The sequence below is a fragment of the Stutzerimonas sp. S1 genome, from assembly GCF_025966695.1.
Taxonomy (GTDB): domain Bacteria; phylum Pseudomonadota; class Gammaproteobacteria; order Pseudomonadales; family Pseudomonadaceae; genus Stutzerimonas.
Window position 1 is genome coordinate 72,772 of the sequence record NZ_JAOEIY010000009.1, and the last position, 22,810, is coordinate 95,581.

Genomic DNA, 22,810 nt, shown 5'->3' on the forward strand with positions numbered 1-22,810 from the left:
CGTCAGCGCAGCTGGGCTTCGGCGAGGGTGCGGGTGCGTGGAATCCGCACGGCCTTCCAATGCTGCACTGCCCAGGCGAGGATCAGCGGGGGCGGCGCGCCGTCGAGCTCGGTAGGAGGCTGCTGACCGAGCGCGCGCAGCGCACGCAGCAGCAGCGGGCTTGCTTCGTGAGGTTGCAGCGGCGGTGAGCGGTAGCTCTTGCCCAGCTTGTGCCCATCAGGCTGGATGATCAGCGGCAAGTGCAGATAACGTGGCTGCGGCAAGCCGAGCAACTCCTGCAGGTACAGCTGGCGCGGCGTCGAGTCGAGCAGATCGGCGCCGCGTACCACATCGGTGACGCCCTGCCAGGCATCGTCGAGCACCACCGCGAGCTGATACGCGATCAGGCTGTCGCGACGACGGATGACGAAGTCGCCGACTTCGCGTCCCAGATGCTGGCGGACTTCGCCCTGCACACGGTCGACGAAGGCGTACTCGCGTTGCGGCACGCGCAGGCGGATCGCGGCGTCCTGAAGGTCATGCCGCGCGTCGCGGCAAAAGCCGGGATAGGGGCCGGGATGAGCTTCTAGCTGCTTGCGCGAGCAGGTGCAGGCATACGCCAGGCCGGCATCCAGCAGCTGCTCGATCACCGCGTCGTAGGCCGCTTGGCGCTCGCTCTGGCGCAGCATGGCGCCGTCCCAGGCAAAACCGTAGCGCTCCAGCGTTTCGACGATCGCCTGCTGCGCACCGGGCATTTCCCGCGGCGGATCGAGGTCCTCCATGCGCAGCAGCCAGCTGCCGCCGACGGCGCGAGCATCGAGGTAGGAGGCGAGGGCTGCGACCAGTGAGCCGAAGTGCAGGTAGCCGCTGGGTGTCGGGGCGAAGCGACCGACGTAGCGGTCGGGCTGGGTCTGAGTGGTAGCGGACATGAGGCGGGGCTGGAAATGAAGCGGGGCGCCGAAGCGCCCCGTTCGGGATCAGGAACCGATCTGCTTTTCCTTGATCTCCGCCAGCGTCTTGCAATCGATGCAGAGCGTGGCGGTGGGGCGGGCTTCGAGCCGGCGGATGCCGATCTCGACGCCGCAGGAATCGCACCAGCCGTATTCGTTGTCTTCGATCAGCTGCAGGGTCTCGTCGATCTTCTTGATCAGCTTGCGCTCGCGATCACGGGCACGCAGTTCCAGGCTGAACTCTTCTTCCTGGCTGGCGCGGTCGGCCGGATCGGGGAAGTTGGCCGCCTCGTCCTGCATGTGGTGCACGGTGCGATCGACTTCTTCCATCAGCTCCTGCTTCCACTTGTTCAGGATGCCGGTGAAGTGAGCGCGCATCTTGTCGCTCATGTATTCCTCGCCCTTGGTTTCCTTGTAGGGCTCGAAGGCGCGAATCAGTTGCTTGCTCGACGGTGTTGCTTTGGTAATGGGCATGGATGAACGCCTCTCGCTATGTCCATTGCGCAGGATGATTTGTCCCTTGCCGGCCCGTGCCGGCCCTGCGGCTGCAAGCGGGCGAACTTACCAGATCGTCTCGGGGTGCGCTACTCCCGAATATCACGGTGGCTGCAGCAGTCTTGGGACCTTGGGTAGAATTCACGTTTCGTCCTCAACAGGAAGGTCAGATGACCTCGTCTTACAGCGCACGAAGCCGCGCAATCGAACCTTTCCACGTCATGGCGCTGTTGGAGCGGGCCAACCAGCTGCAAGTTCAGGGCCACGACGTCATTCACCTCGAAATTGGCGAGCCGGACTTCACCACGGCTGCACCCATCGTCGCCGCCGGCCAGGCCGCGCTGGCGGCCGGGCATACCCGCTATACACCGGCGCGTGGACTGCCGCAGCTGCGCGAAGCCATCGCCGGGTTCTACGCCAGTCGCTATCGACTATCTATTGACCCCGAGCGAATTCTGGTTACTCCCGGTGGCTCCGGCGCGTTGCTGCTGGCCGCGAGCCTGTTGGTCGATCCGGGCAAGCACTGGTTGCTGGCCGACCCCGGCTATCCGTGCAATCGCCATTTCCTGCGTCTGGTGGAAGGCGCCGCGCAGCTAGTGCCGGTCGGCCCCGAGGTGCGTTATCAGCTGACGCCCGAACTGGTCGAACGTTACTGGGACAAGCAGAGCGTCGGTGCACTGGTCGCCTCGCCGGCCAATCCGACCGGCACCTTGCTTGGTCGCGACGAGCTGGCCGCGCTCTCAGCGGCGCTGAAAGGGCATGGCGGACACCTGGTAGTGGACGAGATCTACCACGGGCTTACGTATGGCGTGGATGCGACCAGCGTGCTGGAGGTCGACGACGAGGCCTTCGTGCTCAACAGCTTCTCCAAGTACTTCGGCATGACCGGCTGGCGCCTGGGCTGGCTGGTGGCGCCGCCGGTCGCCGTCCCGGAGCTGGAGAAACTGGCACAGAATCTGTACATCAGTGCGCCGAGCATGGCCCAGCACGCGGCGCTGGCCTGCTTCGAGCCGGCTACGCTGGAAATTCTCGAGGCGCGTCGCGCTGAGTTCGCCAAGCGTCGCGACTTCCTGTTGCCGGCCCTGCGCGAGCTGGGCTTCGGCATTGCGGTCGAGCCGGAGGGGGCCTTCTATCTGTATGCGGATATCAGCGCTTTCGGCGGCGATGCCTATGCCTTCTGCCAGCACATGCTGGAGCGCGAGTTCGTCGCCATCACGCCGGGGCTGGATTTCGGCCGCCATCAGGCCGGCCATCATGTGCGCTTCGCCTACACCCAGGATTTGCCGCGCCTGCAGCAAGCAGTGGAGCGGATCGCCCGTGGCCTGCGGAGCTGGCGCGGCTGATGCGCTTCGCCAGGCCGCTGGAGCAGGGAAGGCTGGTCCGCCGCTACAAGCGCTTTCTGGCCGATATCGTCACCGATGCTGGGGAGGAGTTGTGCATCCACTGCCCGAACACCGGCTCGATGCTCAACTGCATGGGGGAGGGCGCGCGGATCTGGTTCCAGCGCAGTGATGATCCCAGGCGCAAGCTGCCCGGCACCTGGGAGCTGGTGGAGACGCCACAAGGGCGGCTGGCCTGCGTGAACACGGCGCGTGCCAATCCGTTGGTGGAAGAGGCGCTGCTGGGCGGGGTGATCCGCGAGTTGGCCGGGTTCAGCGGACTCAAGCGTGAGGTGGCCTACGGTGTCGAGAACAGTCGCGTGGACTTTCGCCTCGACTATGCCTGTGGGCCGGCGTTCGTTGAGGTCAAGAGCGTCACCCTGGGTTTTGGCAATAGCGCAGTGGCCGCCTTCCCCGATGCGGTCACGACCCGTGGCGCCAGGCATCTGCGGGAGCTGGCGGTGCTGGCGCGCGCCGGCGTGCGTGCGGTGCAGCTGTACTGTGTGAACCTTTCCGGGGTCGAAGCAGTGCGGCCGGCCAGCGAGATCGATCCGCTGTACGCGAGTGCGCTGCGCGAGGCGATTACGGCCGGCGTGCAGGTGCTGGCCTATGCGGTGCAGCTGTCGCCTGAGGAAATACGCGTGGAGCGCCCGCTGCCGGTGCTGATCGATGGGTGCGATCTGGCCGCCATCGGCTCCGTGTGAGCGGCCGCCGGTCGGGCATTCGTCGGCTGGACGGGAAAAAGTTGTAGCAGAATGCTGCTTCTGGGGAACAAAGTCCGATTCGATTGGCCTCAACGTGGCCGGCGTACCAGGTCGGCGATTGCTCTGGCCCGGTGCTTGAAGGCACCGAGCCATAGCGAAGTCCCGCTTGTCATCGCGCGCGGGATGCACGACTCGCGACCGGTGTAACCACGCCTGTCCTTGAATCAAAATCCGGACGGCCCGTTCCGCTGCGTGGCTGTTCTCGATGAGGCGACAAATTAATGCGAATCCTTGTATGCGGTGCTGGCGGTCAGGTTGGCCATGAGGTGGTCAATCGCGCGCCGGGTTTCGGCCTTGTGGCACTGGGGCGTAACCGTCAGCAACTGGATGTTTCATCCCCGGAACAGATCGCGCGTGAGATACAAGAGCAGCGCCCGGGACTGATCATCAACGCCGCGGCCTATACTCATGTCGATAATGCCGAGACCCATGCCGAGCAGGCCTATGCGGTCAACCGGGATGGCGCCGCCAATCTGGCCGCCGCCGCCTGCCAGGCCGGCATTCCGCTGCTGCATCTGTCGACCGATTACGTCTTCGCCGGCGATGCCCGCGCCGCCTACCGCGAAAGCGATCACACCGCGCCGACCGGCGTGTACGGTGCGAGCAAACTGGCTGGCGAACAGGCCATCGCGGCGCGCCAGCCGGCGCATCTGATCCTGCGTACTAGCTGGGTCTACGGCGTGCACGGGCACAACTTCGTCAAGACCATGCTGCGCCTTGGACGGCAGCGCGATGCGCTCGGTGTGGTCAGTGATCAGATCGGCTGTCCGACCCAGGCCGGCAGCATCGCCGGCGTGCTGCTCGAGCTGGCCAGCCGCTACGCTCGGCAGGGGACGCTGGAATGGGGGCTCTACCACTACAGTGGGCAGCCGAGTTGCTCCTGGTACGACTTCGCCGGCGAGATTTTCCGGCAGGCGCACGAGCTGGGGCTGATCGAGCGCCTGCCGCAGCTTTCGCCGATTCTGACTGCGCAGTATCCGACCCCCGCACGACGTCCGGCCTGGTCGGTCCTCGACTGCAGCCGCTTCGAAGCGGCGTTCGGTCTGGCCCCGCGCGATTGGCATGCCGATCTTGGCGAAGTGCTGGTGGAGCTGTCGCGGCTGGAGCGGCGACCGCTGGAAGCCGGCGTGCGGCGGGCGTAACGCCAACCACTAGAGACATGCTCGGCACTGCGCCGTTGCGGCTGGGCGACGCCGTTCTGGCCGGGTATCCTGCCGCCCTTTGCGCAATCGCGCATGGATACTCAGGGCGGGAGTCGGCGCAATGGTGGTGGTGCAGGCAATTTTGCCGATCTTCGGGCTGATCGTACTCGGCTACCTGCTGGGTTGGCGGCAATGGTTGGGAAGCGCGGGCGCCGAGGGCCTGGCCAACGTCACCTTCAAACTGTTCATGCCGGCGGTGCTATTCACCGGTATCGCTCGTGCCGAACTTGGTGATGGCATGTCGCCCATGCTGCTGCTGGCTTACTTCGGACCGGTATTGAGCATCTTCCTGATCGTCAACCTGATCGCCCATCGCTGGCGTGGGCGCGCGACACCGCTTGGGCTGACGGCAGCCTATTCGAACAACGTGCTAGTCGGTATCCCACTGGTGACCACGTTGCTGGGCGCCGCCAGTCTGGTCTACGTATTCGCAATTCTGGTATTTCACAGCCTGATTCTGTTCTCGCTGCAAAGCTTTTACGCCGCGTTCGGCTCGGGTGAGAAAGTGAGCGCCCGGGCGTTGCTGAAGAATCTGGCCAATCCGTTGATCATCGGCCTGCTGCTCGGAGCCTTGCTCAATCTCTCTGCTCTCGAGCTGCCCGAGCCGTTCTGGCGGATGGCGGGCTGGTTAGCCCAGGCGGCGCTGCCCTGTGCACTGATGGTCCTGGGAATCAGCCTGTCGCGCTATCGACTGCGGCCGAGTGCCGTCGTGCTGGTGCTGACAGCCGTCAAGCTGGCGCTGTTCCCACTGCTGGTGTGGTGGTTCAGCGCCCAGCTGCCCGGACTTAACCACGCCGCGCGCAGCGTGCTGGTGTTGCTGGCCGCGTGCCCGAGCGGGGTGAACGTGTTGGCCTTTGTCAGGCACGCCGACGATACCCGCCCGGTGAGTTCGACGGTGTTCCTCTCGACCGTGCTGGCTGCCGGCAGCCTGCCGTTGTGGATGTTGCTGATGACGCCGTGAAAATCCGCTGCGCCGGAACTCGCCCGAACGTGCCGGGGAGGAGGGTGTCACACCACTACACCCTCTGATAAATGGAGAACGGCATGCTGAAATTCATCGGCGGTACCGCGGGCATCATTTTCATCATCGGCCTGATCGTGGTGATTGGCCTCTTCAAGCTGGTGTTCTGATCTCACCGAGCGGAGCGTCAGGCGCTTAGGGGCGCAGCCGTTCCGCTTACTTCCCCGGACGCCGCTCGTGAGGCGTCGCCACGATATCCTCCAGGCGCAGCCCGGTCAGGCCGTGGATGGTGCGCCAGAGGTAGAAGAAGATCGCCATCATCATCAGCATGCTGGGAATAGCGATCATCGGGTAGCTGAGCAGAGTCATGCGCCCCAGCTCGGCATTGAAGGCCTCGCTGCCGGCCGGACTGTTGACGATCCACTTGGCCAGCACATAGTTCATGAACGAGGAAAAGAAGAACGTGCCACTGAGCAGATAGGTGGCCCGCTGCAGGCGTGCCTCGAAGTGTGCGGTCTGGCCATTGCGCTCCAGTTGCTCGTGGATCTTGTCGACGTTGAGCACTTTGGGGTTGTACAGCAACGTTCTGATCAGCGGGTAGGGCGTGCGCGTCGACGCCAGCACGGCGATGCCGATGATGCCGGGCACCGCTGCTTCCTTGATGGCCAGCCACTGGGTGTCCAGCTGCAGCAGGCCGATGCCGCCGGTAAGCAGCACGCTGACCAGGCCGAGCAGGGCGATCCAGTTGAACTTGCGGTACTTGACCAGCTCCCACAGCCCCCAGCCGAGCGGAAACGCCAGGGCAAGCAGCAGCGCACCATCGGCGCCGAGGCGTTGCTCGCCGCTGAGCTTCATCAGAATCAGCGAGGGAAGGACGATACTGACCGCCAGATCGATCAGCGGGCGCGGTTTGTGCTCGGGGTGAGTGTGGTGAGAGTCGGTCATGTCATCGATGGCTGTACTAAGAGGGCCGCATGATCGCCCGTGGCCGCCCGCTTCGCCAGCGGATGTTGCTCAGCCGGCACGAAATCGGTGCTGATCTGCCTACTCGTTCTTGCGACGTTCCGACCACTGGCCGATCTCGAAGCCCAGCACCACGAGGATCGCCAGCGCGAAGGGTAGCAGCAGATAGAAACCGCGAAAGACGATCAGCGCGGCGAGCACATCGGCGGTAGGCAGCTCCGGCAGCGCCGCGAGAAAGGTCACCTCCAGCACGCCGAGCCCTCCCGGGGCATGGGACAGGAGGGCAAGCGAGAATGAGGCGAGAAACACGCCGAGTACCGTCAGGTAGCCGGGGTGGGCTTCGGCGGGCAGAGCGAAATGGATGATTGCCGCCGCGCACAGCAGCTCAAGTGGCCCTGCCATCAGCTGGCGAGCCACCACCTTCAGGCGCGGGTACTCGATGTGCCACTTGCCCAGACGCCAGGGTGCGAGCTGGCGCCAGGCGCCGAAGATGTAGAGCCCGACCACCGCCAATAGCAGCGTGCCGAGACTCAGCGCCACCCAGCTCGGTACCTCGACGATGCGGGCCAGCACACTCGGCTGCAGGACCAGTACGGCACCGCTCGCCAGTAGCGTGCCAAGACCGAAGGTCAGCGAACAGAAGACAATGAGAATGCCGATCTCCTGTGGCGTCAGGCCCTTGCTGCGATAGGCTCGGTAACGCACCACCGCGCCGGAGAACACCGATGCACCGATGTTGTGCGCCAGGGCATAGGTGGTGAACGAGCAGAGGGTGATGAACCACCAGGAGATGCGCTTTCCCAGGTGCGCCATGGCGATGCGGTCGTACCACGCCAGTGCCACGTAGGCACCCAGGGTCGCGAGCGCCGCCAGCAGCCAGTGCAAGGTGTCGATGGCCTGCAAGCTGTTGCCGAGCTCGGCCAGCGAAATGGTGCGCACCTCCTGATACAGCAGGTAGCCGGACAGCAGTACCGCCATGATTCCCAACAGGGTCCAGGCAGCATCGCTTCGTTTCATCATCGTTCGGTTCCTTACTTCGCCGGGGCGCTCGGGCCGGGCCCGGGTTGCGACCGTCGCATGGGCTGGCCGCAGAGCACCGCACGCCTTCACAGAGGTTTATCCGTACTGGTAATCGGCAGCGCACGGGCACGTTTGTTCAGTGTGGAGTCAGTCAATCGTGCGGGGAGCAACCGTGCCCATGGCCATTGAGAACGGACGCTAGGCTCTCTAGACCGGATCAAACGACGACATTGGCGGCTTTTACCTGCACCCAGTGCTCGATCAGCTCGCGCAGCTGCGACAGCTCCACCGGCTTGGCCATGTGTCCATCCATGCCGGCCTCGCGCGCACGTTCGCGGTGTTCGCTGAGAATATGTGCGGTGAGTGCTACCACTGGCGTGCGCGGGCGCCCGTGGCTGACTTCCCAGCTGCGCAGTTGGCGGGTGGCCTCGAAGCCGTCGAGCACCGGCATCTCGCAATCCATCAGCACCAGGTCGTAGGGCTGGGCCTGGATCGCCCGCAGAGCTTCCTCGCCGTTGCTCGCGGTGTCCGGCTGCAGATGCAGCTTGTTGAGCATGCCGCGGATGACTTTGGTGGAGATGCTGTTGTCTTCGGCGACGAGAATGCGGAAATCATCCGGCACCACCAGCGGTGCCGTACTGGGCTGGGTGGTGGTGATCAGCCTTCGTTCGCTGCGCTGGTCGCGCTGGGCCAGTTCGTCGGCCAGCGTGGTTTTCAGCGTATAGCCGGCCACTGGCTTGGCGAGGATGCGCTTGATTCCGGCGTTGCGCGCGATGACCTTACTCGGTGCGCAGCTCATGCCGGTGAGCATGATCAGCAGGATGTCGTGGTTGAGGCTGAAGTCTTCCTTGATCTTGCTGGCCAGTTGCATGCCGGTCATGCCCGGCATGTCCTGGTCGAGCAGCACCACGTCGAAATATTCCTTCAGGTGCGCCTTGGTCCGCAGCAGCGCCAGCGCTTCCTTGCCCGATGCCACTGCGCTGACCTCCAGGCCCCAGCTGGTGCATTGCTGGACCAGCACCTTGCGGCAGGTGTCGTTGTCGTCGACCACCAGCAGGCGTGTGCCCTGCAGCCTGCTGTCGAGGCTGGAGTCGGCCTGGGCAAGCCCTTCGTCGGTCAGTGGCAGAGTGATCCACAGCGTGTTGCCGCGCTCGGTTCCGGTTTGTACGCCGAGTTCACCGTCCATCAGCTGTACCAGCTGGCGCGCGATGATCAGGCCGAGGCGCCCGCCATGGCGGGTCGCCGCCAGAAAGTCCTGGCTGTCCAGCGCGGCATTGAGCAGGGCATCACGTTCGAAGGCTTCCAGCGGGCGACCGCTGTCCTGCACTGTGATGCGCAGGCGCGGCTTGTCGGGCGCTTCGTCGAGCGCGGCGATCAGCAGGACTTCGCCTTCGTCAGTCTGCTTGAAGGCGTTTTCCAACAGATTGAGCAAGGCCTGGCGCAGACGTGTGGGGTCGCCGGCCACCACCGGCGGCAGTTGTGGCTGGACGAAGCTGATCAGCTCGACCTTCTGCTGCTCCGCCTTGGCGCGGAAGATGTTCAGACAGTCCTCGAGCAGTGCGTTGAGATCGAATTGCACATCGTCCAGTTCGATCTGCCCGGACTCGAGCTTGGAGATGTCGAGGATCTCGTTGATCAGGTTCAGCAGCTCGTTGCCGGAACTATGGATCGTCTGCACGTAGTCGCGTTGCTTGGCCGACAGTGAGGTTCCCAGCAGCAGCTCGCTCATGCCGAGCACGCCGTTCATCGGTGTGCGGATCTCGTGACTGATCTTGGCGAGGAAGTCCGCCTTGGTCTTTAGTTCGGCGCTGATCACCGCTTCGGCGGTATGTTGGGTGCGGCTGTCTGCTTGCGCCTGCCGCTGCCGCTCGAGCAGGGCAAAGCTGAGCATTAGGCCGCTGAGGGTGGCTACGCTGAACAGTCCGCCGGTCAGCCAGCCGGGATCGAGCTGGTCGAAGCCCAGCGCCGCCGGAATGAAGAAAATGAAACCGCCGTTGAACAGCAGCATACCGGCGACCACCAGGCGGGCCGGCCGATAGTGCTGTCGCCACTGGTAGATCGCGACCGCCAGCGTGCTGAGGGCGACCAGCAGGACCGCCGAGTAGATGAGCCAGCTGTACCAGAGCCACTGCGCCAGCGGGATGGCTGCGGCCAGAGCGAGGGTCAGGTTGAACTGGATACCGAGCAGCCAGTTGATCCAGTTGCGCTGGCGCTGGCGAAAGAAGCCCAGGGTGAATCCCAGCAGGGCCAGACATGCGACCAGCGCCGATAGGTCGGCGATCATCGGCTGGCTGTAGATCAGTTGCGGCATCCATACCGCCAGCAGACCGAGGTTGGCCACCGCACAACTGAGCAGCCCGGCGTGCAACAAGCTCAGCCAGATGTGGCTGTAGCTGCGGGTATAGGCGAACCGCAGCAGGTTGTAGACCATCAGCAGCGCCAGCGCGCCGAACAGCGCACCGAACAGGTACGCTGGCTGCGCCTGCGCGACCAGTCCGGCTTCGTCGAGCATCTTGAACCAGGTCATCATCGGATGACTGGACTGCAGCCGGATATAGGCTTCGCGGGGGTGATCGTCGTTGGGCAGGGAAAACACGTAGGCCCTTTCGGGCAGCGGTCGCGAGGTCATCGGCCGCAGTTCGCCGGTCGCCACATGCTGTTCGAGCTCACCATCGCGCAGCAGGTAGTAGTCGAGATACTGCACTCGCGGAGCGAACAGCCACAGCCAGTGCGGTTGCGTATGGGGTGGCAGGCTGACTTGCAGCCAGACAGCGTCGTCACTAGCTGGGGCGCTATAGGCAAGCTTGTCCAGTCGCTGGAACAGCGGCCGTTGCGCCATCACTTCGGCAAGCGTCAGGCGTCCCGATTGATCGACCAGCATGCGCCAGTTTGGCGGTTCTGAGCGTTCGGTGGAGGCAGCAGCGAAGGAGGGTGGCGAGACGGTCTGTGCCGAAAGCGGACTCAGCGCAGTCAGGAGCAGGCTAAAGATGAATGCGATGGCGATCCGAAGCCGACCCACTGGTGAAGTCCCTTCATGTGTGTGACGAGGGATTATAGCCATGCCGCCAATCGGCTGTAATCGTGCGGGGACGCGGAATGCCGGCCCCGTACGCATTTTCCGGCGAGCGGTGCTTCAGTCGCCGGACCGTTCGCGGGCGATAGCGCGATAGCCGATGTCCTTGCGGTAGAAACAGCCGTTCCAGCGGATCTTCTCGGCCAGGCGATAGGCCTGCTGCTGGGCATCGGCGACGCTGGCGCCGATAGCGGTGGCGCATAGCACCCGACCGCCGGCAGTGACCACTTGGCTCTGGGCGTTCAGTGCGGTGCCGGCGTGGAACACCTTGCCGTCCAGTTGCGCGGCGTCGGCCAGGCCTTCGATCACGTCACCCTTGGCATAGTCGCCCGGGTAGCCGCCGGCGGCCAGCACCACGCCCACGGTGGGGCGCGGATCCCAGGTGGCTTCGACCTTGTTCAGGGCCTTGGCCAGCGCGGCCTCGACCAGCAGCACCAGCGAGGACTCCAGGCGCACCATGATCGGCTGGGTTTCCGGGTCGCCGAAGCGGCAGTTGAACTCGATAACCTTCGGTTTGCCGGCCTTGTCGATCATCAGGCCGGCGTACAGGAAGCCGGTGTAGACGTTGCCTTCGGCTGCCATGCCACGCACGGTCGGGTAGATGATCTCGTCCATCACCCGCTGGTGCACTTCGGCAGTTACCACCGGGGCCGGCGAGTAGGCGCCCATGCCGCCGGTGTTCGGGCCGCTGTCGCCGTCGCCGACGCGCTTGTGGTCCTGGCTGGTGGCCATCGGCAGCACGTGCTCGCCGTCGACCATGACGATGAACGAGGCTTCCTCGCCGTCGAGAAACTCCTCGATTACCACGCGCGCGCCGGCGTCGCCGAAGGCGTTGCCGGACAGCATGTCGCGCACCGCTTCCTCGGCTTCTGCCTGGGTCATGGCGACGATCACGCCCTTGCCGGCGGCCAGGCCGTCGGCCTTGACCACGATCGGCGCGCCCTTCTCGCGCAGGTAGGCCAGCGCCGGCTCGACTTCGGTGAAGTTCTGGTAATCGGCAGTCGGAATCTTGTGGCGAGCCAGGAAGTCCTTGGTGAACGCCTTGGAGCCTTCCAGCTGGGCGGCGCCAGCGGTCGGACCGAAGATATCCAGGCCGCGCGAACGGAACAGATCGACCACGCCCTTCACCAGCGGTGCTTCCGGGCCGACGATGGTCAGCTGCACGTTGGCGGCGGCGAAGTCGGCCAGCGCCTCGATGGCCAACACGTCAATGGCGACGTTTTCGCACTTGGCCTCGGTCGCAGTGCCGGCGTTGCCGGGGGCGACGAAGACCTTGGCGACGCGCGGATCCTGTGCGACCTTCCAGGCCAGCGCGTGTTCACGACCGCCGCTGCCGATGATCAGTACGTTCATTTCTCTCTCCCGTTGGGGGCGGGCCTGCGGCCCGCTTGGTGGATAAGCAGAGCGTTATCCACCCTACGATGTCTGGCGTTCGGTGTTCCGAATCGCGGCCTCAACATTGCTTTCGGGTCGCGATGGAGTGGGTGGATGCAAGGCGCGGTGCCTTCGACAAGCGCAGTTGCCTGTTGGCAATGAGCATTGGCGAAGGCACCCGAAACGCCGCAGACACCCGCTTCAGCGCGGCCATGCCACTTAGTGGCGGAAGTGGCGCATGCCGGTGAAGACCATGGCGATACCGGCTTCGTCGGCCGCATCGATCACTTCCTGGTCGCGCATCGAGCCGCCGGGCTGGATCACTGCGGTGATGCCGGCCTTGGCGGCATTATCGATGCCGTCGCGGAACGGGAAGAAGGCGTCGGAGGCCATGACGGCACCCGGTACCTGCAGCCCGGCGTGCTCGGCCTTGATAGCGGCGATGCGCGCGGAGTTGACACGACTCATCTGGCCGGCGCCAACGCCGACGGTCTGGCGGTTCTTGGCATAGACGATAGCGTTGGATTTGACGAACTTGGCCACTTTCCAGGCAAAGATCAGATCGTGGATTTCCTGCTCGGTCGGTGCCCGGCGGGTGACGATCTTCAGGTCGGCTTCCGTGATCATGCCGATGTCGCGGCTCTGGATCAGCAGGCCGCCGTTGACACGCTTGTAGTCCCAGCCCGGGCTGCGCTCGGCCGGCCATTGGCCACACTCCAGCAGGCGGACGTTGGCCTTGCTGGCGACGGCGTCGCGCGCGGCCTGGGAGATTTTCGGTGCGATGATTACCTCGACGAACTGACGCTCGACGATGGCCTTGGCGGTTTCGCCGTCCAGTTCGCGGTTGAACGCGATGATCCCGCCGAAGGCTGATTCGCTATCGGTGGCGTAGGCCAGGTCGTAGGCCTTGCGGATGCCGCCTTCGTCTTCTGGCACGACGGCGACGCCGCACGGGTTGGCATGCTTGACGATGACGCAGGCCGGCTTGACGAAGCTCTTCACGCATTCGAGCGCGGCGTCGGTGTCGGCCACGTTGTTGAACGACAGTTCCTTGCCCTGCAGCTGCTTCGCGGTGGCAACGCAGGCTTCTTCCGGCTTCTCGACATAGAAGGCCGCCTGCTGGTGCGGGTTCTCGCCGTAGCGCATGTCCTGCGCCTTGATGAACTGCATGTTGTAGGTGCGCGGGAATAGGCTGCGATCCTGGGTGCTGAGGGTCTGCGCGGACTGATCGATGCCACCGAGGTAGTTGGCGATCATGCCGTCGTAGGCGGCGGTGTGCTCGAAGGCCTTGAGCGCCAGGTCGAAGCGCTGGGCGTAAGTGAGGCCGCCATTTTTCAGGTTGTCGAGCACGGACGCGTAGTCTTCGGCGTTGACCACGATGGCGACGTCCTTGTGGTTCTTCGCCGCGCTGCGGACCATGGTCGGGCCGCCGATGTCGATGTTCTCGATGGCGTCCGGCAGAGTGCAGCCTGGCTTGGCGACGGTGGCGGCGAACGGGTAGAGGTTGACCGCCACCAGGTCGATCGGGGCGATACCGTGCTCGGCCATGACCGCGCCATCCAGATCGCGACGGCCGAGGATGCCGCCATGGATCTTCGGATGCAGGGTCTTCACCCGACCGTCCATCATTTCCGGGAAGCCGGTGTAATCGGCGACTTCCACAGCGGCGATGCCGTTGTCCTTGAGCAGCTTGTAGGTGCCGCCGGTGGAGAGGATCTCCACGCCGAGAGCGGCGAGCTCACGGGCGAAGTCGACGATGCCGGTCTTGTCGGACACGCTGATCAGCGCGCGGCGGACGGGGAGGCGGGTGGTTTGGTCGGTCATTGACGGTTCCTAAGGCTACAGGCTTCAACGCGTGAGCCGGGCCCGCGGCCCGGCTGAACGCCTTGCCACTGTGGCCCGAGGCCCACCGCCGGGTGTTTCAGAGAAGATCGTACTGTTTGAGTTTCTTACGCAGGGTGCCGCGATTCAGACCTAGCAGCTCGGACGCCTTGGTCTGGTTGCCCTTGACGTAGTTCATCACGGTTTCCAGCAGCGGTGCTTCTACTTCGGAGAGCACCAGGTTGTAAACGTCCGTGACGTCGGCGCCTTCGAGACGGGCGAAGTAGTTGTGCAGCGCTTTCTCCACGCTGCCGCGAAGGGTTTGCCCTGCTTCGCTCGGCGTACTCAAGTGCTGCTTCAGATTCACGTTGTCGCTCACGGATGCGGTTCCAGTTACCAAAGTTTCGTTCAACAGCGTCATGCGGCCACCCCCTGTCCATCCCCCGAGTCGGGCTCTGCTCGATGTTCGGCGAAAAAAGCCCGAACACTGGCGCCCTGCGCGTCCTTGTTCTCCAGACGATTGAACCGGGCACGAAAATCCCGTGCGCCCGGCAGTGTTTCCAGATACCAGCCGACGTGTTTGCGGGCGATGCGGGCGCCCATCACATCGCCGTAGAAATCGTGCAAGGCATCCAGATGCTGAAGCACGGTGGCTTCGATTTCGCTTGGCTGCGGCGGCGCCAGTAGCTCGCTGGTGCCGAGATAATGATCGATCTCGCGGAAGATCCATGGGCGGCCCTGTGCCGCACGGCCGATGAGCAGGGCATCAGCGCCGGTCTTCAGCAGCACCTGGTGCGCCTTCTGCGGTGAGTCGATGTCGCCGTTGGCGAATACGGGAATCGACACGCTCTGTTTGATGGCGGCGATGGTGTCGTATTCGGCCTCACCAGTGTAGAGGTCGGCACGCGTGCGGCCATGCACGGCGAGGGCGGCAATTCCGCTTTGCTCGGCGATCCGGGCAATAGTCAGGCCGTTCTTGTTGTGATGGTCCCAGCCGGTGCGGATCTTCAGGGTCACCGGCACCTCGACCGCGGCCACAACTGCCTCGAGAATCTGTCTGACCAGCAACTCGTCACGCATCAGTGCGGAGCCGGCTGCCTTGTTGCAGACCTTCTTTGCCGGGCATCCCATGTTGATGTCGATGATCTGTGCGCCCATCTCCACATTGCGGCGGGCCGCTTCGGCGAGCATCTGGGGGTCGCCGCCAGCGATCTGCACCGAACGGGGCTCCGGCTCGCCGGCATGCTGCAGTCGCAGCCGTGACTTGCGGCTGTTCCACAGGCGCACGTCGCTGGTGAGCATTTCCGAAACCACCATGCCCGCGCCGAAGCGTCTGCAAAGCTGGCGAAACGGCTGATCGGTCACGCCGGCCATGGGCGCGAGAATCAGACGATTCGGTAAGGTGTAAGGGCCGATGCGTACCGCTGACATGAAGATTCCCTGCTTGGGGCCTGCTTGTTAGGTCGATCGGGACTGCAAAAAAGGGTGGGCATAATACCCGCTCTGCATGACGGGTTAAAGGTGGTTTTGAACAAAATCTGAACAGCGGTCGGCTTATCGCCAACAGTTAGAAGCAGTCTTGCGCGTGCCCTGCGTGCGAACAGGGTGACGGGCGGCTGGCAGCTTCCCGCACCCCTTCGCTATTCCGGAGACTGGAAGTTCAGGCTGTAATTCACAGCCTTGGTGCCAGGGTCGAGAATATCCAGGGCAATGTGGATCGGGACCTGCGGCGGCATCTCCGCCTGTCCGGCCAGTTCCCCGGAGAGATACTCGCTGGGTTTGAAGCTGCGGCTGGCGATCAGCTTGCCGTTGAGGTCGGCGAAGCGCATTTCCAGCAGAGGGAACGGCTGCGAGAAGGGCGCGCGGTTGTACAGGATGGCATCCACCACCAGCGCGCCACTGAAGTCGGGATGGCTGCGTACCACCAGATTGCTGCTGCGGATCTGGCTGACGTCCACCTTGGCGGGCAAGGTGCAGCCGAGCGTCGGGCAAAGCTGCTCGAGCCATGGGCGATAGCGGTCGTGCCGGGCCAATTCCTCGAAGTTGTACGCCACGTACTGGCCGATCAGGACAAGCAGAGCGAGCAGGTTCAGTACACCCCAGGCCAGCCAGCGGCCCCAGGGCTTCTTGCGTTGCTGCCAGGCAAGCTGCAGTGGCTCGTCTTCGAGCTCGAACAGCGGTTGGTTCGGCAGCTCCGGCTCGCGGCGCTCCTCGGGTGCCCTGCTATTGACTGGTGTGGCAGGCAGCTCTGGTTCGTCGAGCTCGGGAGCGTCGTCGGCGTGGGGCTCGCGTCTTGCGACGAGCGCGTCGTGCTGCAGCCTGGCGGTCAACGGTCCGTCGGCCGAAACGGCCAGTGGGCTGGGCGGCAGCGGAGCTGAAGCGCTGACTGGAGTCAGATGCAGCGATTCTTCGTCCTCGATTGTCTCAGGCGTAGGCGTAGGCGTAGGCGTAGGCGGGGGAGGTGCGGTATCGACCGAGGACTGTGCTGTTTGCGCCTCGGGTTCCGCCGGCTCGCTGTAATCGACCCGCGGCGGTTCTTCGATTGGACGCAGAGCCGCGTCGCGCTGGGCAAGCTCCTGCGCGAACTGTCGTTCCTGAGCTTCCAGCTTGGCCAGTTCCTCGTCGAGGTCGAGACTGTCCAGATCCAGATCGTCGTGAATCCAGAGCGTCGCATCGCCAGTCGTTGTGGCGGCTGGCGTGGAGGGCGATGTCGCCGGGGGCGTTACGTTGGCCGCAGGGGGCGGTGATGGCTGTGGTGCGGCGGTTTCGTCGGGTTGCAGATGGCGCGCCGCGTTGAACACCTCAAGGCAGGCCCCACAGCGTACCGCGCCATGGGCGGCACCGAGCTGGCTGCGGCTGATGCGAAAGCTGGTGTGGCAGTGGGGGCACTGGGTGATGAAGCTGCTCATGCGTGGTTCCGGCGAAGATTGCTCGCTAGTCTAGCCCATGGCCGCTGCACGACGGCAGCGCGGTTGCGGTTCAACGGCGGCGAGTTCCGCTGATGCGAACCCAGCCTTCCTTGTCCTCGGTCGGGTCGAGATCGAAGGTGTCCTGGTAGGCGGCGCGCACCTCGTCTGCCTGTTCGGCGAGGATGCCCGACAGTGCCAGGCGGCCGCCCGGCTTGACCAGCGCGGTGATGGTCGGCGCCAGCTGCACCAGCGGGCCGGCGAGGATGTTGGCGACCACGACGTCGACCGGCTGCTGCGGCAGATCAGTCGGTAGGTAGACCGGGAAGCGCGTCGGATCGATACCGTTGCGTCCAGCGTTGTCCTGGGAGGCTTCCAGCGCCTGAGGGTCGATGTCGGTGCCCAGTGCCGATTCGGCACCGAGCAGCAGGGCGGCGATGCCGAGGATGCCCGAGCCACACCCGAAGTCGAGCACTCGGCAGCCGGCGAGCTCCTGACCGTCCAGCCACTCCAGGCACAGGGCTGTGGTCGGGTGGGTGCCGGTGCCGAAGGCCAGCCCGGGGTCGAGCAGCAGATTGACCGCGTCGGGCTCCGGCGCCTCGTGCCAGCTCGGCACAATCCATAGGCGGCGGCCGAAGCGCATCGGCTGGAAATTGTCCATCCAGCTGCGTTCCCAGTCCTGGTCCTCGATGCGCTCGACTTCATGCACGGGCAGATCGCCACCGCGCAACAGGCTCAGGTGGGCGAGCACGGCGTCGCCATCGGTACCGTCCTCGAACAGGGCGAGCAGGTGGGTGTGGCTCCACAGGGGAGTGGTGCCCAGGTCCGGTTCAAAGATCGGCTGGTCCTCGGCGTCCATGAAGGTTACCGAGACGGCGCCTAGTTCCAGCAGCTGGTCTTCCAGGGCTTCGGCCTGATCGGGGGTGATGGCGAGTCGGACTTGCAGCCAGGGCATGGGAAGGCCTCTTTGGAAACGGGCGGGGAAAAGCGGGCAAGCTTACTGGAGGCTGCGAGATGCGGCCAGCGGCCCTTGTGCAGAGGGAAGCTCGCACAGCGATTTCTCTCAGGAATGCGTCGGGCGAGACCGGTATACCGTAGTTCAGGCTGCGCCTTTGTACTTCATATTCGGAGCACAAACGACAGAGGCCGCCCGAAGGCGGCCTCTGCGTGCAGCAGCGAGCCGTGGCTCAGTGCTTGTCCATACCCAGTTTCTTTTCCAGGTAATGGATGTTGACGCCGCCCTTGCAGAAGCCTGCATCGCGCACCAGGTCGCGGTGCAGCGGGGCGTTGGTCTTGATGCCGTCGACGATCAGCTCGTCCAGGGCATTGCGCATACGACCCATGGCCTCGTCGCGGTTGGCGCCGAAGGTGATCAGCTTGCCGATCAGCGAGTCGTAGTGCGGCGGTACCGCGTAACCGTCGTACAGGTGCGAATCGACACGCACGCCGTTGCCGCCCGGGGCATGGAAGTGCTTCACCTTACCTGGGCTGGGCATGAAGGTGCGCGGGTCTTCGGCGTTGATGCGGCATTCCACGGCGTGGCCGCGAATGACCACATCTTCCTGCTTGATCGACAGCTTCTGACCGCCACCGATCAGCAGCATCTCCTTGACGATGTCGATGCCGGTGACCATCTCGGTGACCGGGTGCTCCACCTGTACACGGGTGTTCATCTCGATGAAGTAGAAGTTGCCGTCTTCATAGAGGAACTCGAACGTGCCGGCGCCGCGGTAGCCGATGTCGATGCAGGCCTGGACGCAGCGGGCCTGGACCTTGCGGCGGGCTTCTTCGTCGATCAGCGGGGCAGGGGCTTCCTCAATCACCTTCTGGTGGCGGCGTTGCAGCGAGCAGTCGCGGTCACCCAGATGGATGGCGTTGCCCTGGCCGTCGGCGAGTACCTGGATTTCCACGTGGCGCGGGTTGGTCAGGAATTTCTCGAGGTAGACCATCGAGTTGCCGAAGGCTGCACCTGCTTCGTTGCGGGTCAGCTTGGCCGAGGCGATCAGGTCCTCTTCCTTGTGCACCACGCGCATGCCGCGACCACCACCGCCGCCGGCGGCCTTGATGATCACCGGGTAGCCGACTTCACGGGCGATCTTCAGCGCCAGCTGTTCGTCTTCCGGCAGCGGGCCATCGGAGCCCGGTACGGTCGGCACGCCGGCTTTCTTCATGGCGTGCTTGGCCGACACCTTGTCACCCATCAGGCGGATCACGTCGGCGGTCGGGCCGATGAAGGTGAAGCCGGATTTCTCCACCTGTTCGGCGAAGTCGGCGTTCTCGGCGAGGAAGCCGTAGCCGGGGTGAATGCCGTCGGCACCGGTTACCTCGGCGGCGGCGATGATCGCCGGAATGCTCAGGTAGGACTGGGCGGACGAGGCCGGGCCGATGCACACGGACTCATCGGCGAGCGACACGTGCATCAGATCGCGGTCGGCGGTCGAATGTACCGCCACGGTCTTGATGCCCAGTTCCTTGCAGGCGCGCAGGACTCGCAGGGCGATTTCGCCGCGGTTGGCGATCAGTACTTTTTCCAACATCGCAGGCTCTCCGCGGTTCAAACGATGGTGAACAGCGGCTGGTCGTATTCGACCGGCTGACCATTCTCCACCAGGATGGATTCGATGGTGCCGCCGATTTCAGCCTCGATGTGGTTCATCATCTTCATGGCTTCGACGATGCAGAGGATGTCGCCTTTCTTGACGGTCTGGCCGACTTCGACGAACGCCTTGGCTTCCGGCGAGGAGGCGCGGTAGAAGGTGCCGACCATCGGCGAGCGGACCACGTTGCCGTTCAGCTTTGGCGCGGCCGGAGCGGCGTCGGCAGCCGGAGCGGCAGCAGCTGCTGGGGCCGGCGCTGGAGCGGCAGGTGCGTGTGCATAGATCGGCTGTTGCATCGCCACCTGCTTGCTGTGACGGCTGATGCGAACCGATTCTTCACCCTCGTGGATCTCCAGTTCGTCGATACCGGACTCTTCCAGCAGTTCGATCAGCTTTTTGACTTTGCGAATATCCATGAAGCATTGACTCCCAAGTAAGTTCAAAGGGCATTGCTGCGCGCTTCTTCGAGGTCCGGCGTGTGCACAGGCCTGTCAGACAGCGGCGAGTTGTTCCAGGGCAGCCTCCAATGCCAGTCGATAACCGCTGGCGCCAAGGCCGCAGATCACACCTACCGCTACGTCGGAGAAGTAGGAGTGATGGCGGAAAGGCTCACGTTTGTGCACGTTGGACAGGTGCACTTCGATGAATGGGATGCTCACGGCCAGCAATGCGTCACGTAACGCGACGCTGGTATGGGTGAAGGCCGCCGGATTGATCAGAATGAAATCGACGCCTTCGCTGCGCGCGGCATGGATACGCTCAATCAGCTCGTACTCGGCGTTCGATTGCAGATGCATCAGGTGGTGGCCTGCTTCACGCGCACGCTGCTCCAGATCCTGATTGATCTGCGCCAGCGTCACTGCGCCGTAGACGCCGGGTTCGCGTGTGCCGAGCAGGTTGAGGTTAGGGCCGTGGAGTACCAGAAGCGTGGCCATGGGCATTCCTTGTTTTTCTAATGACTGGCGGTGACATCGTGGTGGGCTGCCAGAAGGGGAAAAACTATGCCCGAAGCAAGCCATGACTGTCCAGTCATGTGTCGATCGCGGTAAATGGCCGCATTATGACTGGAGATTGCCGCAAGGACGTCCTACAGCAACTGCTTGGCGCGATCCAGACGCTCGCCGAAGTCGCGCGCATCCAGTTCGCCGACGACGCGGACTTCGGTGATCTCTTCGCCGGTCCGATCGAAGAACAGGATCGCCGGCGGACCGAACAGTTGATAACGGTCGAGCAAAGCCCGCTGTGCCGCGTTGCTGTCGGTGATGTCGAAGCGGATCAGGCGATAATCACCCAAGCGGGGAGCAATCTGAGGATGGGCAAATACTTCTCGCTCGATAACCTTGCAGCTGATGCACCAGTCAGCATACCAGTCCAGTATCAATGGCTGACCGGCGGCGCGGGCTGCCGCCAGTTGCGAGTCGAGCTCGGCGGGCGTGGAGATGGTTTGCCAGCCTTCGGTCGCTATGCGGCCTTCCGGTGCGCCGCTGGCTTGCGGTAGCGGTCGTAGCGGGTCGGAGCCGCCCTGCAGTGCACCGATCCATGCGGCCAGTGCATACACCAGCAGCGCTAGCCCCAACAATTGACCGAGTTTCTGCCTTGGCGTCTTGCTGGTCAGTTCCAGCGTGCCGAGGAACAGTGCCGTCCCCGCTGCAAGCAACCCCCACAGGGCCAGGGCCAGAGGGCCTGGCAGTACGCGTTCGAGCATCCATACCGCGACGGCCAGCAGCAGTACGCCGAAGGTGTTGCGCACGCCGACCATCCAGGGGCCGCTCTTGGGTAGCAGCGCACCGCCACCGGTGGCGAACAGCACCAGCGGGGCGCCCATCCCGAGGCCCAGGGCAAACAGTTTCAGACCACCGCCCAGGGCATCACCGCTGGCGCTGATATAGAGCAGTGCGCCAGCCAGCGGTGCGGAAACGCATGGCGATACCAGAAGGCTCGAGATTGCACCCAGTAGCGCCGCTCCGGTAAAGGAGCCACCCCGAGCATTGCCGGCGAGACGGTCGAGACGCCCGGCTAGCGCCTGGGGCAGCCGCAGCTCGAACAGGCCGAACATGGCCAGGGCGAAGGCGACGAAAAATAGCGCGAAAGGAATCAGGATCCACGGTGACTGCAGGCGCGCCTGCAGATTCAGTTCGGCGCCAAACACGCCCATCAGTGCGCCGAGTACGGCGAAACCGCCCGCCATCGGCAAGACATAGGCCAGCGCCAGCAGGAAACTGCGCAGGCCGCCTGTCTGGCCGCGCAGTACCACTCCGGAGAGGATCGGCAGCATCGGCAGCACGCAGGGGGTGAAGGTCAGACCCAGCCCGGCAAGGAAGAACAGCCCGATCGCCCGCCAGGACAGGCTGGTCTCGGAATCCGGACCTGTTGCGGCCGGAGCGGAGACGCTGGCCGCGGCGCGATCGCCGATAGTCAGGCTCTCGGTTTCCGGCGGGTAGCACAGGCCCTTGTCTGCGCAGCCCTGATAGGAGACTTGCAGAGTGAATGGCTGCTGCTTGGGATTGCTGACCGGCAGCTCGACATCCAGCACGCCGTAATAGACTTCCACTTCGCCGAAATAATCGTCGGTCTTCTGTTCGCCGGCGGGCAGCTGCGGCTCGCCGATGCTGACGCCGGGCTGCTGAGTTTTGAACTCGAAGCGATGGCGGTAGAGGTAGTAGCCTTCAGCGGCAACGAAGCGCAGCTTCACCTGAGTCGGAGTGCTGCCGACCAGGCTCAGGCGAAATGCTTCGCGTACCGGCAGAAAGTCCGCGCTGTTGTTGAGTGGCGCGCCGAGTGTGGGGTTCGGTTTGCTGTCGAACAAACCGGCGCTGGCAGGCAGTACGGCGAGGAGAAGAAGCAGACTCAGCAGGCGACGCATGGCGACCTCACTTAAAGCAATGGCGGCATGATAACCAAGCTGGTCGTGTGCTGCTCGTGCTCAACTGTCACCCTGAGAGTCGGCGCGCAACCAGATGAAGCCATCCTGCTCGACTCCCTGCAGCGAACGCAGCGACTGCCCGCTGCAGGGGCCTGCCACGCATTCTCCAGATTCGATTAGAAACAGCGCGCCGTGGGTGGCGCATTGCAGCAGACTGCCGCTGGTGTCGAGAAACTGGTCCGGCAGCCATTCCAGAGCGATGCCGCGATGCGGGCAGCGGTTTTCATACAGGTACAGCGCGCCGTCGCGGCGCACCGCCAGTACCTGCAGTTGCTGCAGGGTGAAGCCTCGACTCTGGCCTTCGGCCAGTTCGTTCGACGCACATAAACGGATCATGGCTACTCCTCCTTCGGCCGACGATTATTACGCAGTTGCAGCGATTGCGCCGGGGCAGGGCTGGCGG

Annotated in this window: 20 protein-coding genes; 4 read left to right on the forward strand and 16 right to left on the reverse strand. The window is 64.1% G+C overall.

Annotated features, from left to right (window positions below; genetic code table 11):
- Positions 1–2: 2 nt before the first annotated feature.
- Both gluQRS and dksA read right to left on the reverse strand, forming a co-directional pair.
- Positions 3–908: a tRNA glutamyl-Q(34) synthetase GluQRS gene (gene gluQRS, locus N8H22_RS18945; RefSeq protein ID WP_264592041.1), complete on the reverse strand. Its 906-nt coding sequence runs from the start codon at positions 906–908 to the stop codon at positions 3–5.
- A gap of 48 nt (positions 909–956) precedes the next feature.
- Positions 957–1,403, reverse strand: a complete 447-nt coding sequence (dksA, locus tag N8H22_RS18950; protein WP_008568911.1) for an RNA polymerase-binding protein DksA — start codon at positions 1,401–1,403, stop codon at positions 957–959.
- Positions 1,404–1,594: 191 nt separating this feature from the next.
- On the opposite strand from dksA, the gene N8H22_RS18955 reads away from it, so the two are divergent.
- From N8H22_RS18955 to N8H22_RS18970, 4 genes are all read left to right on the forward strand, one after another.
- The gene (locus N8H22_RS18955; RefSeq protein WP_264592042.1) at positions 1,595–2,767 is read left to right on the forward strand and encodes a pyridoxal phosphate-dependent aminotransferase; all 1,173 of its coding nucleotides are present in this window, start codon (positions 1,595–1,597) and stop codon (positions 2,765–2,767) included.
- Complete coding sequence (sfsA, locus tag N8H22_RS18960) at positions 2,767–3,507, forward strand: DNA/RNA nuclease SfsA (protein ID WP_264592043.1); 741 nt, start codon at positions 2,767–2,769, stop codon at positions 3,505–3,507. Before N8H22_RS18955 ends, sfsA begins: the two co-directional genes overlap by 1 nt.
- 281 nt (positions 3,508–3,788) lie before the next feature.
- Positions 3,789–4,709, forward strand: coding sequence for a dTDP-4-dehydrorhamnose reductase (gene rfbD, locus N8H22_RS18965; protein ID WP_264592044.1), 921 nt, complete (start codon positions 3,789–3,791; stop codon positions 4,707–4,709).
- A gap of 121 nt (positions 4,710–4,830) precedes the next feature.
- The gene (locus N8H22_RS18970) at positions 4,831–5,730 is read left to right on the forward strand and encodes an AEC family transporter (RefSeq protein WP_264592045.1); all 900 of its coding nucleotides are present in this window, start codon (positions 4,831–4,833) and stop codon (positions 5,728–5,730) included.
- A gap of 216 nt (positions 5,731–5,946) precedes the next feature.
- Here the strand turns inward: N8H22_RS18970 and N8H22_RS18975 are convergent, their stop codons facing one another.
- The 14 genes from N8H22_RS18975 to N8H22_RS19040 form a co-directional block, all read right to left on the reverse strand.
- Complete coding sequence (locus tag N8H22_RS18975) at positions 5,947–6,675, reverse strand: VC0807 family protein (protein WP_264592046.1); 729 nt, start codon at positions 6,673–6,675, stop codon at positions 5,947–5,949.
- 99 nt (positions 6,676–6,774) lie between these two features.
- Positions 6,775–7,713 carry a YbhN family protein gene (locus N8H22_RS18980; protein ID WP_264592047.1) on the reverse strand — a complete coding sequence of 313 codons (939 nt, stop codon included), beginning with the start codon at positions 7,711–7,713 and terminating at the stop codon, positions 6,775–6,777.
- A gap of 217 nt (positions 7,714–7,930) precedes the next feature.
- A complete protein-coding gene (locus tag N8H22_RS18985) occupies positions 7,931–10,732 on the reverse strand; it encodes a hybrid sensor histidine kinase/response regulator (RefSeq protein ID WP_264592048.1) in 2,802 nt (933 codons plus the stop codon).
- A gap of 114 nt (positions 10,733–10,846) precedes the next feature.
- Positions 10,847–12,139 carry a phosphoribosylamine--glycine ligase gene (gene purD / locus N8H22_RS18990; protein ID WP_264592049.1) on the reverse strand — a complete coding sequence of 431 codons (1,293 nt, stop codon included), beginning with the start codon at positions 12,137–12,139 and terminating at the stop codon, positions 10,847–10,849.
- Between the two features lie 240 nt (positions 12,140–12,379).
- On the reverse strand, positions 12,380–13,984 hold the full coding sequence (gene purH, locus N8H22_RS18995) for a bifunctional phosphoribosylaminoimidazolecarboxamide formyltransferase/IMP cyclohydrolase (protein ID WP_264592050.1): 1,605 nt from the start codon (positions 13,982–13,984) through the stop codon (positions 12,380–12,382).
- Between the two features lie 97 nt (positions 13,985–14,081).
- Positions 14,082–14,402 carry a DNA-binding transcriptional regulator Fis gene (fis, locus tag N8H22_RS19000; protein WP_264592051.1) on the reverse strand — a complete coding sequence of 107 codons (321 nt, stop codon included), beginning with the start codon at positions 14,400–14,402 and terminating at the stop codon, positions 14,082–14,084.
- A complete protein-coding gene (gene dusB / locus N8H22_RS19005; RefSeq protein ID WP_264592052.1) occupies positions 14,399–15,412 on the reverse strand; it encodes a tRNA dihydrouridine synthase DusB in 1,014 nt (337 codons plus the stop codon). Before dusB ends, fis begins: the two co-directional genes overlap by 4 nt.
- A 209-nt stretch (positions 15,413–15,621) precedes the next feature.
- Positions 15,622–16,890: a DUF3426 domain-containing protein gene (locus N8H22_RS19010; protein ID WP_264592053.1), complete on the reverse strand. Its 1,269-nt coding sequence runs from the start codon at positions 16,888–16,890 to the stop codon at positions 15,622–15,624.
- Between the two features lie 70 nt (positions 16,891–16,960).
- Positions 16,961–17,842 carry a 50S ribosomal protein L11 methyltransferase gene (prmA, locus tag N8H22_RS19015; RefSeq protein WP_264592054.1) on the reverse strand — a complete coding sequence of 294 codons (882 nt, stop codon included), beginning with the start codon at positions 17,840–17,842 and terminating at the stop codon, positions 16,961–16,963.
- Between the two features lie 232 nt (positions 17,843–18,074).
- Positions 18,075–19,424, reverse strand: coding sequence for an acetyl-CoA carboxylase biotin carboxylase subunit (gene accC / locus N8H22_RS19020; protein ID WP_165593596.1), 1,350 nt, complete (start codon positions 19,422–19,424; stop codon positions 18,075–18,077).
- A gap of 17 nt (positions 19,425–19,441) precedes the next feature.
- Positions 19,442–19,900: an acetyl-CoA carboxylase biotin carboxyl carrier protein gene (gene accB, locus N8H22_RS19025; protein ID WP_165593595.1), complete on the reverse strand. Its 459-nt coding sequence runs from the start codon at positions 19,898–19,900 to the stop codon at positions 19,442–19,444.
- Positions 19,901–19,975: 75 nt separating this feature from the next.
- Positions 19,976–20,419 (reverse strand): type II 3-dehydroquinate dehydratase, encoded by a 444-nt coding sequence (gene aroQ / locus N8H22_RS19030; RefSeq protein ID WP_264592055.1) that lies wholly within the window; start codon positions 20,417–20,419, stop codon positions 19,976–19,978.
- A gap of 152 nt (positions 20,420–20,571) precedes the next feature.
- On the reverse strand, positions 20,572–22,347 hold the full coding sequence (locus tag N8H22_RS19035; protein WP_264592056.1) for a protein-disulfide reductase DsbD: 1,776 nt from the start codon (positions 22,345–22,347) through the stop codon (positions 20,572–20,574).
- 60 nt (positions 22,348–22,407) lie between these two features.
- On the reverse strand, positions 22,408–22,743 hold the full coding sequence (locus tag N8H22_RS19040; RefSeq protein ID WP_264592057.1) for a Rieske (2Fe-2S) protein: 336 nt from the start codon (positions 22,741–22,743) through the stop codon (positions 22,408–22,410).
- Positions 22,744–22,810: the final 67 nt, after the last annotated feature.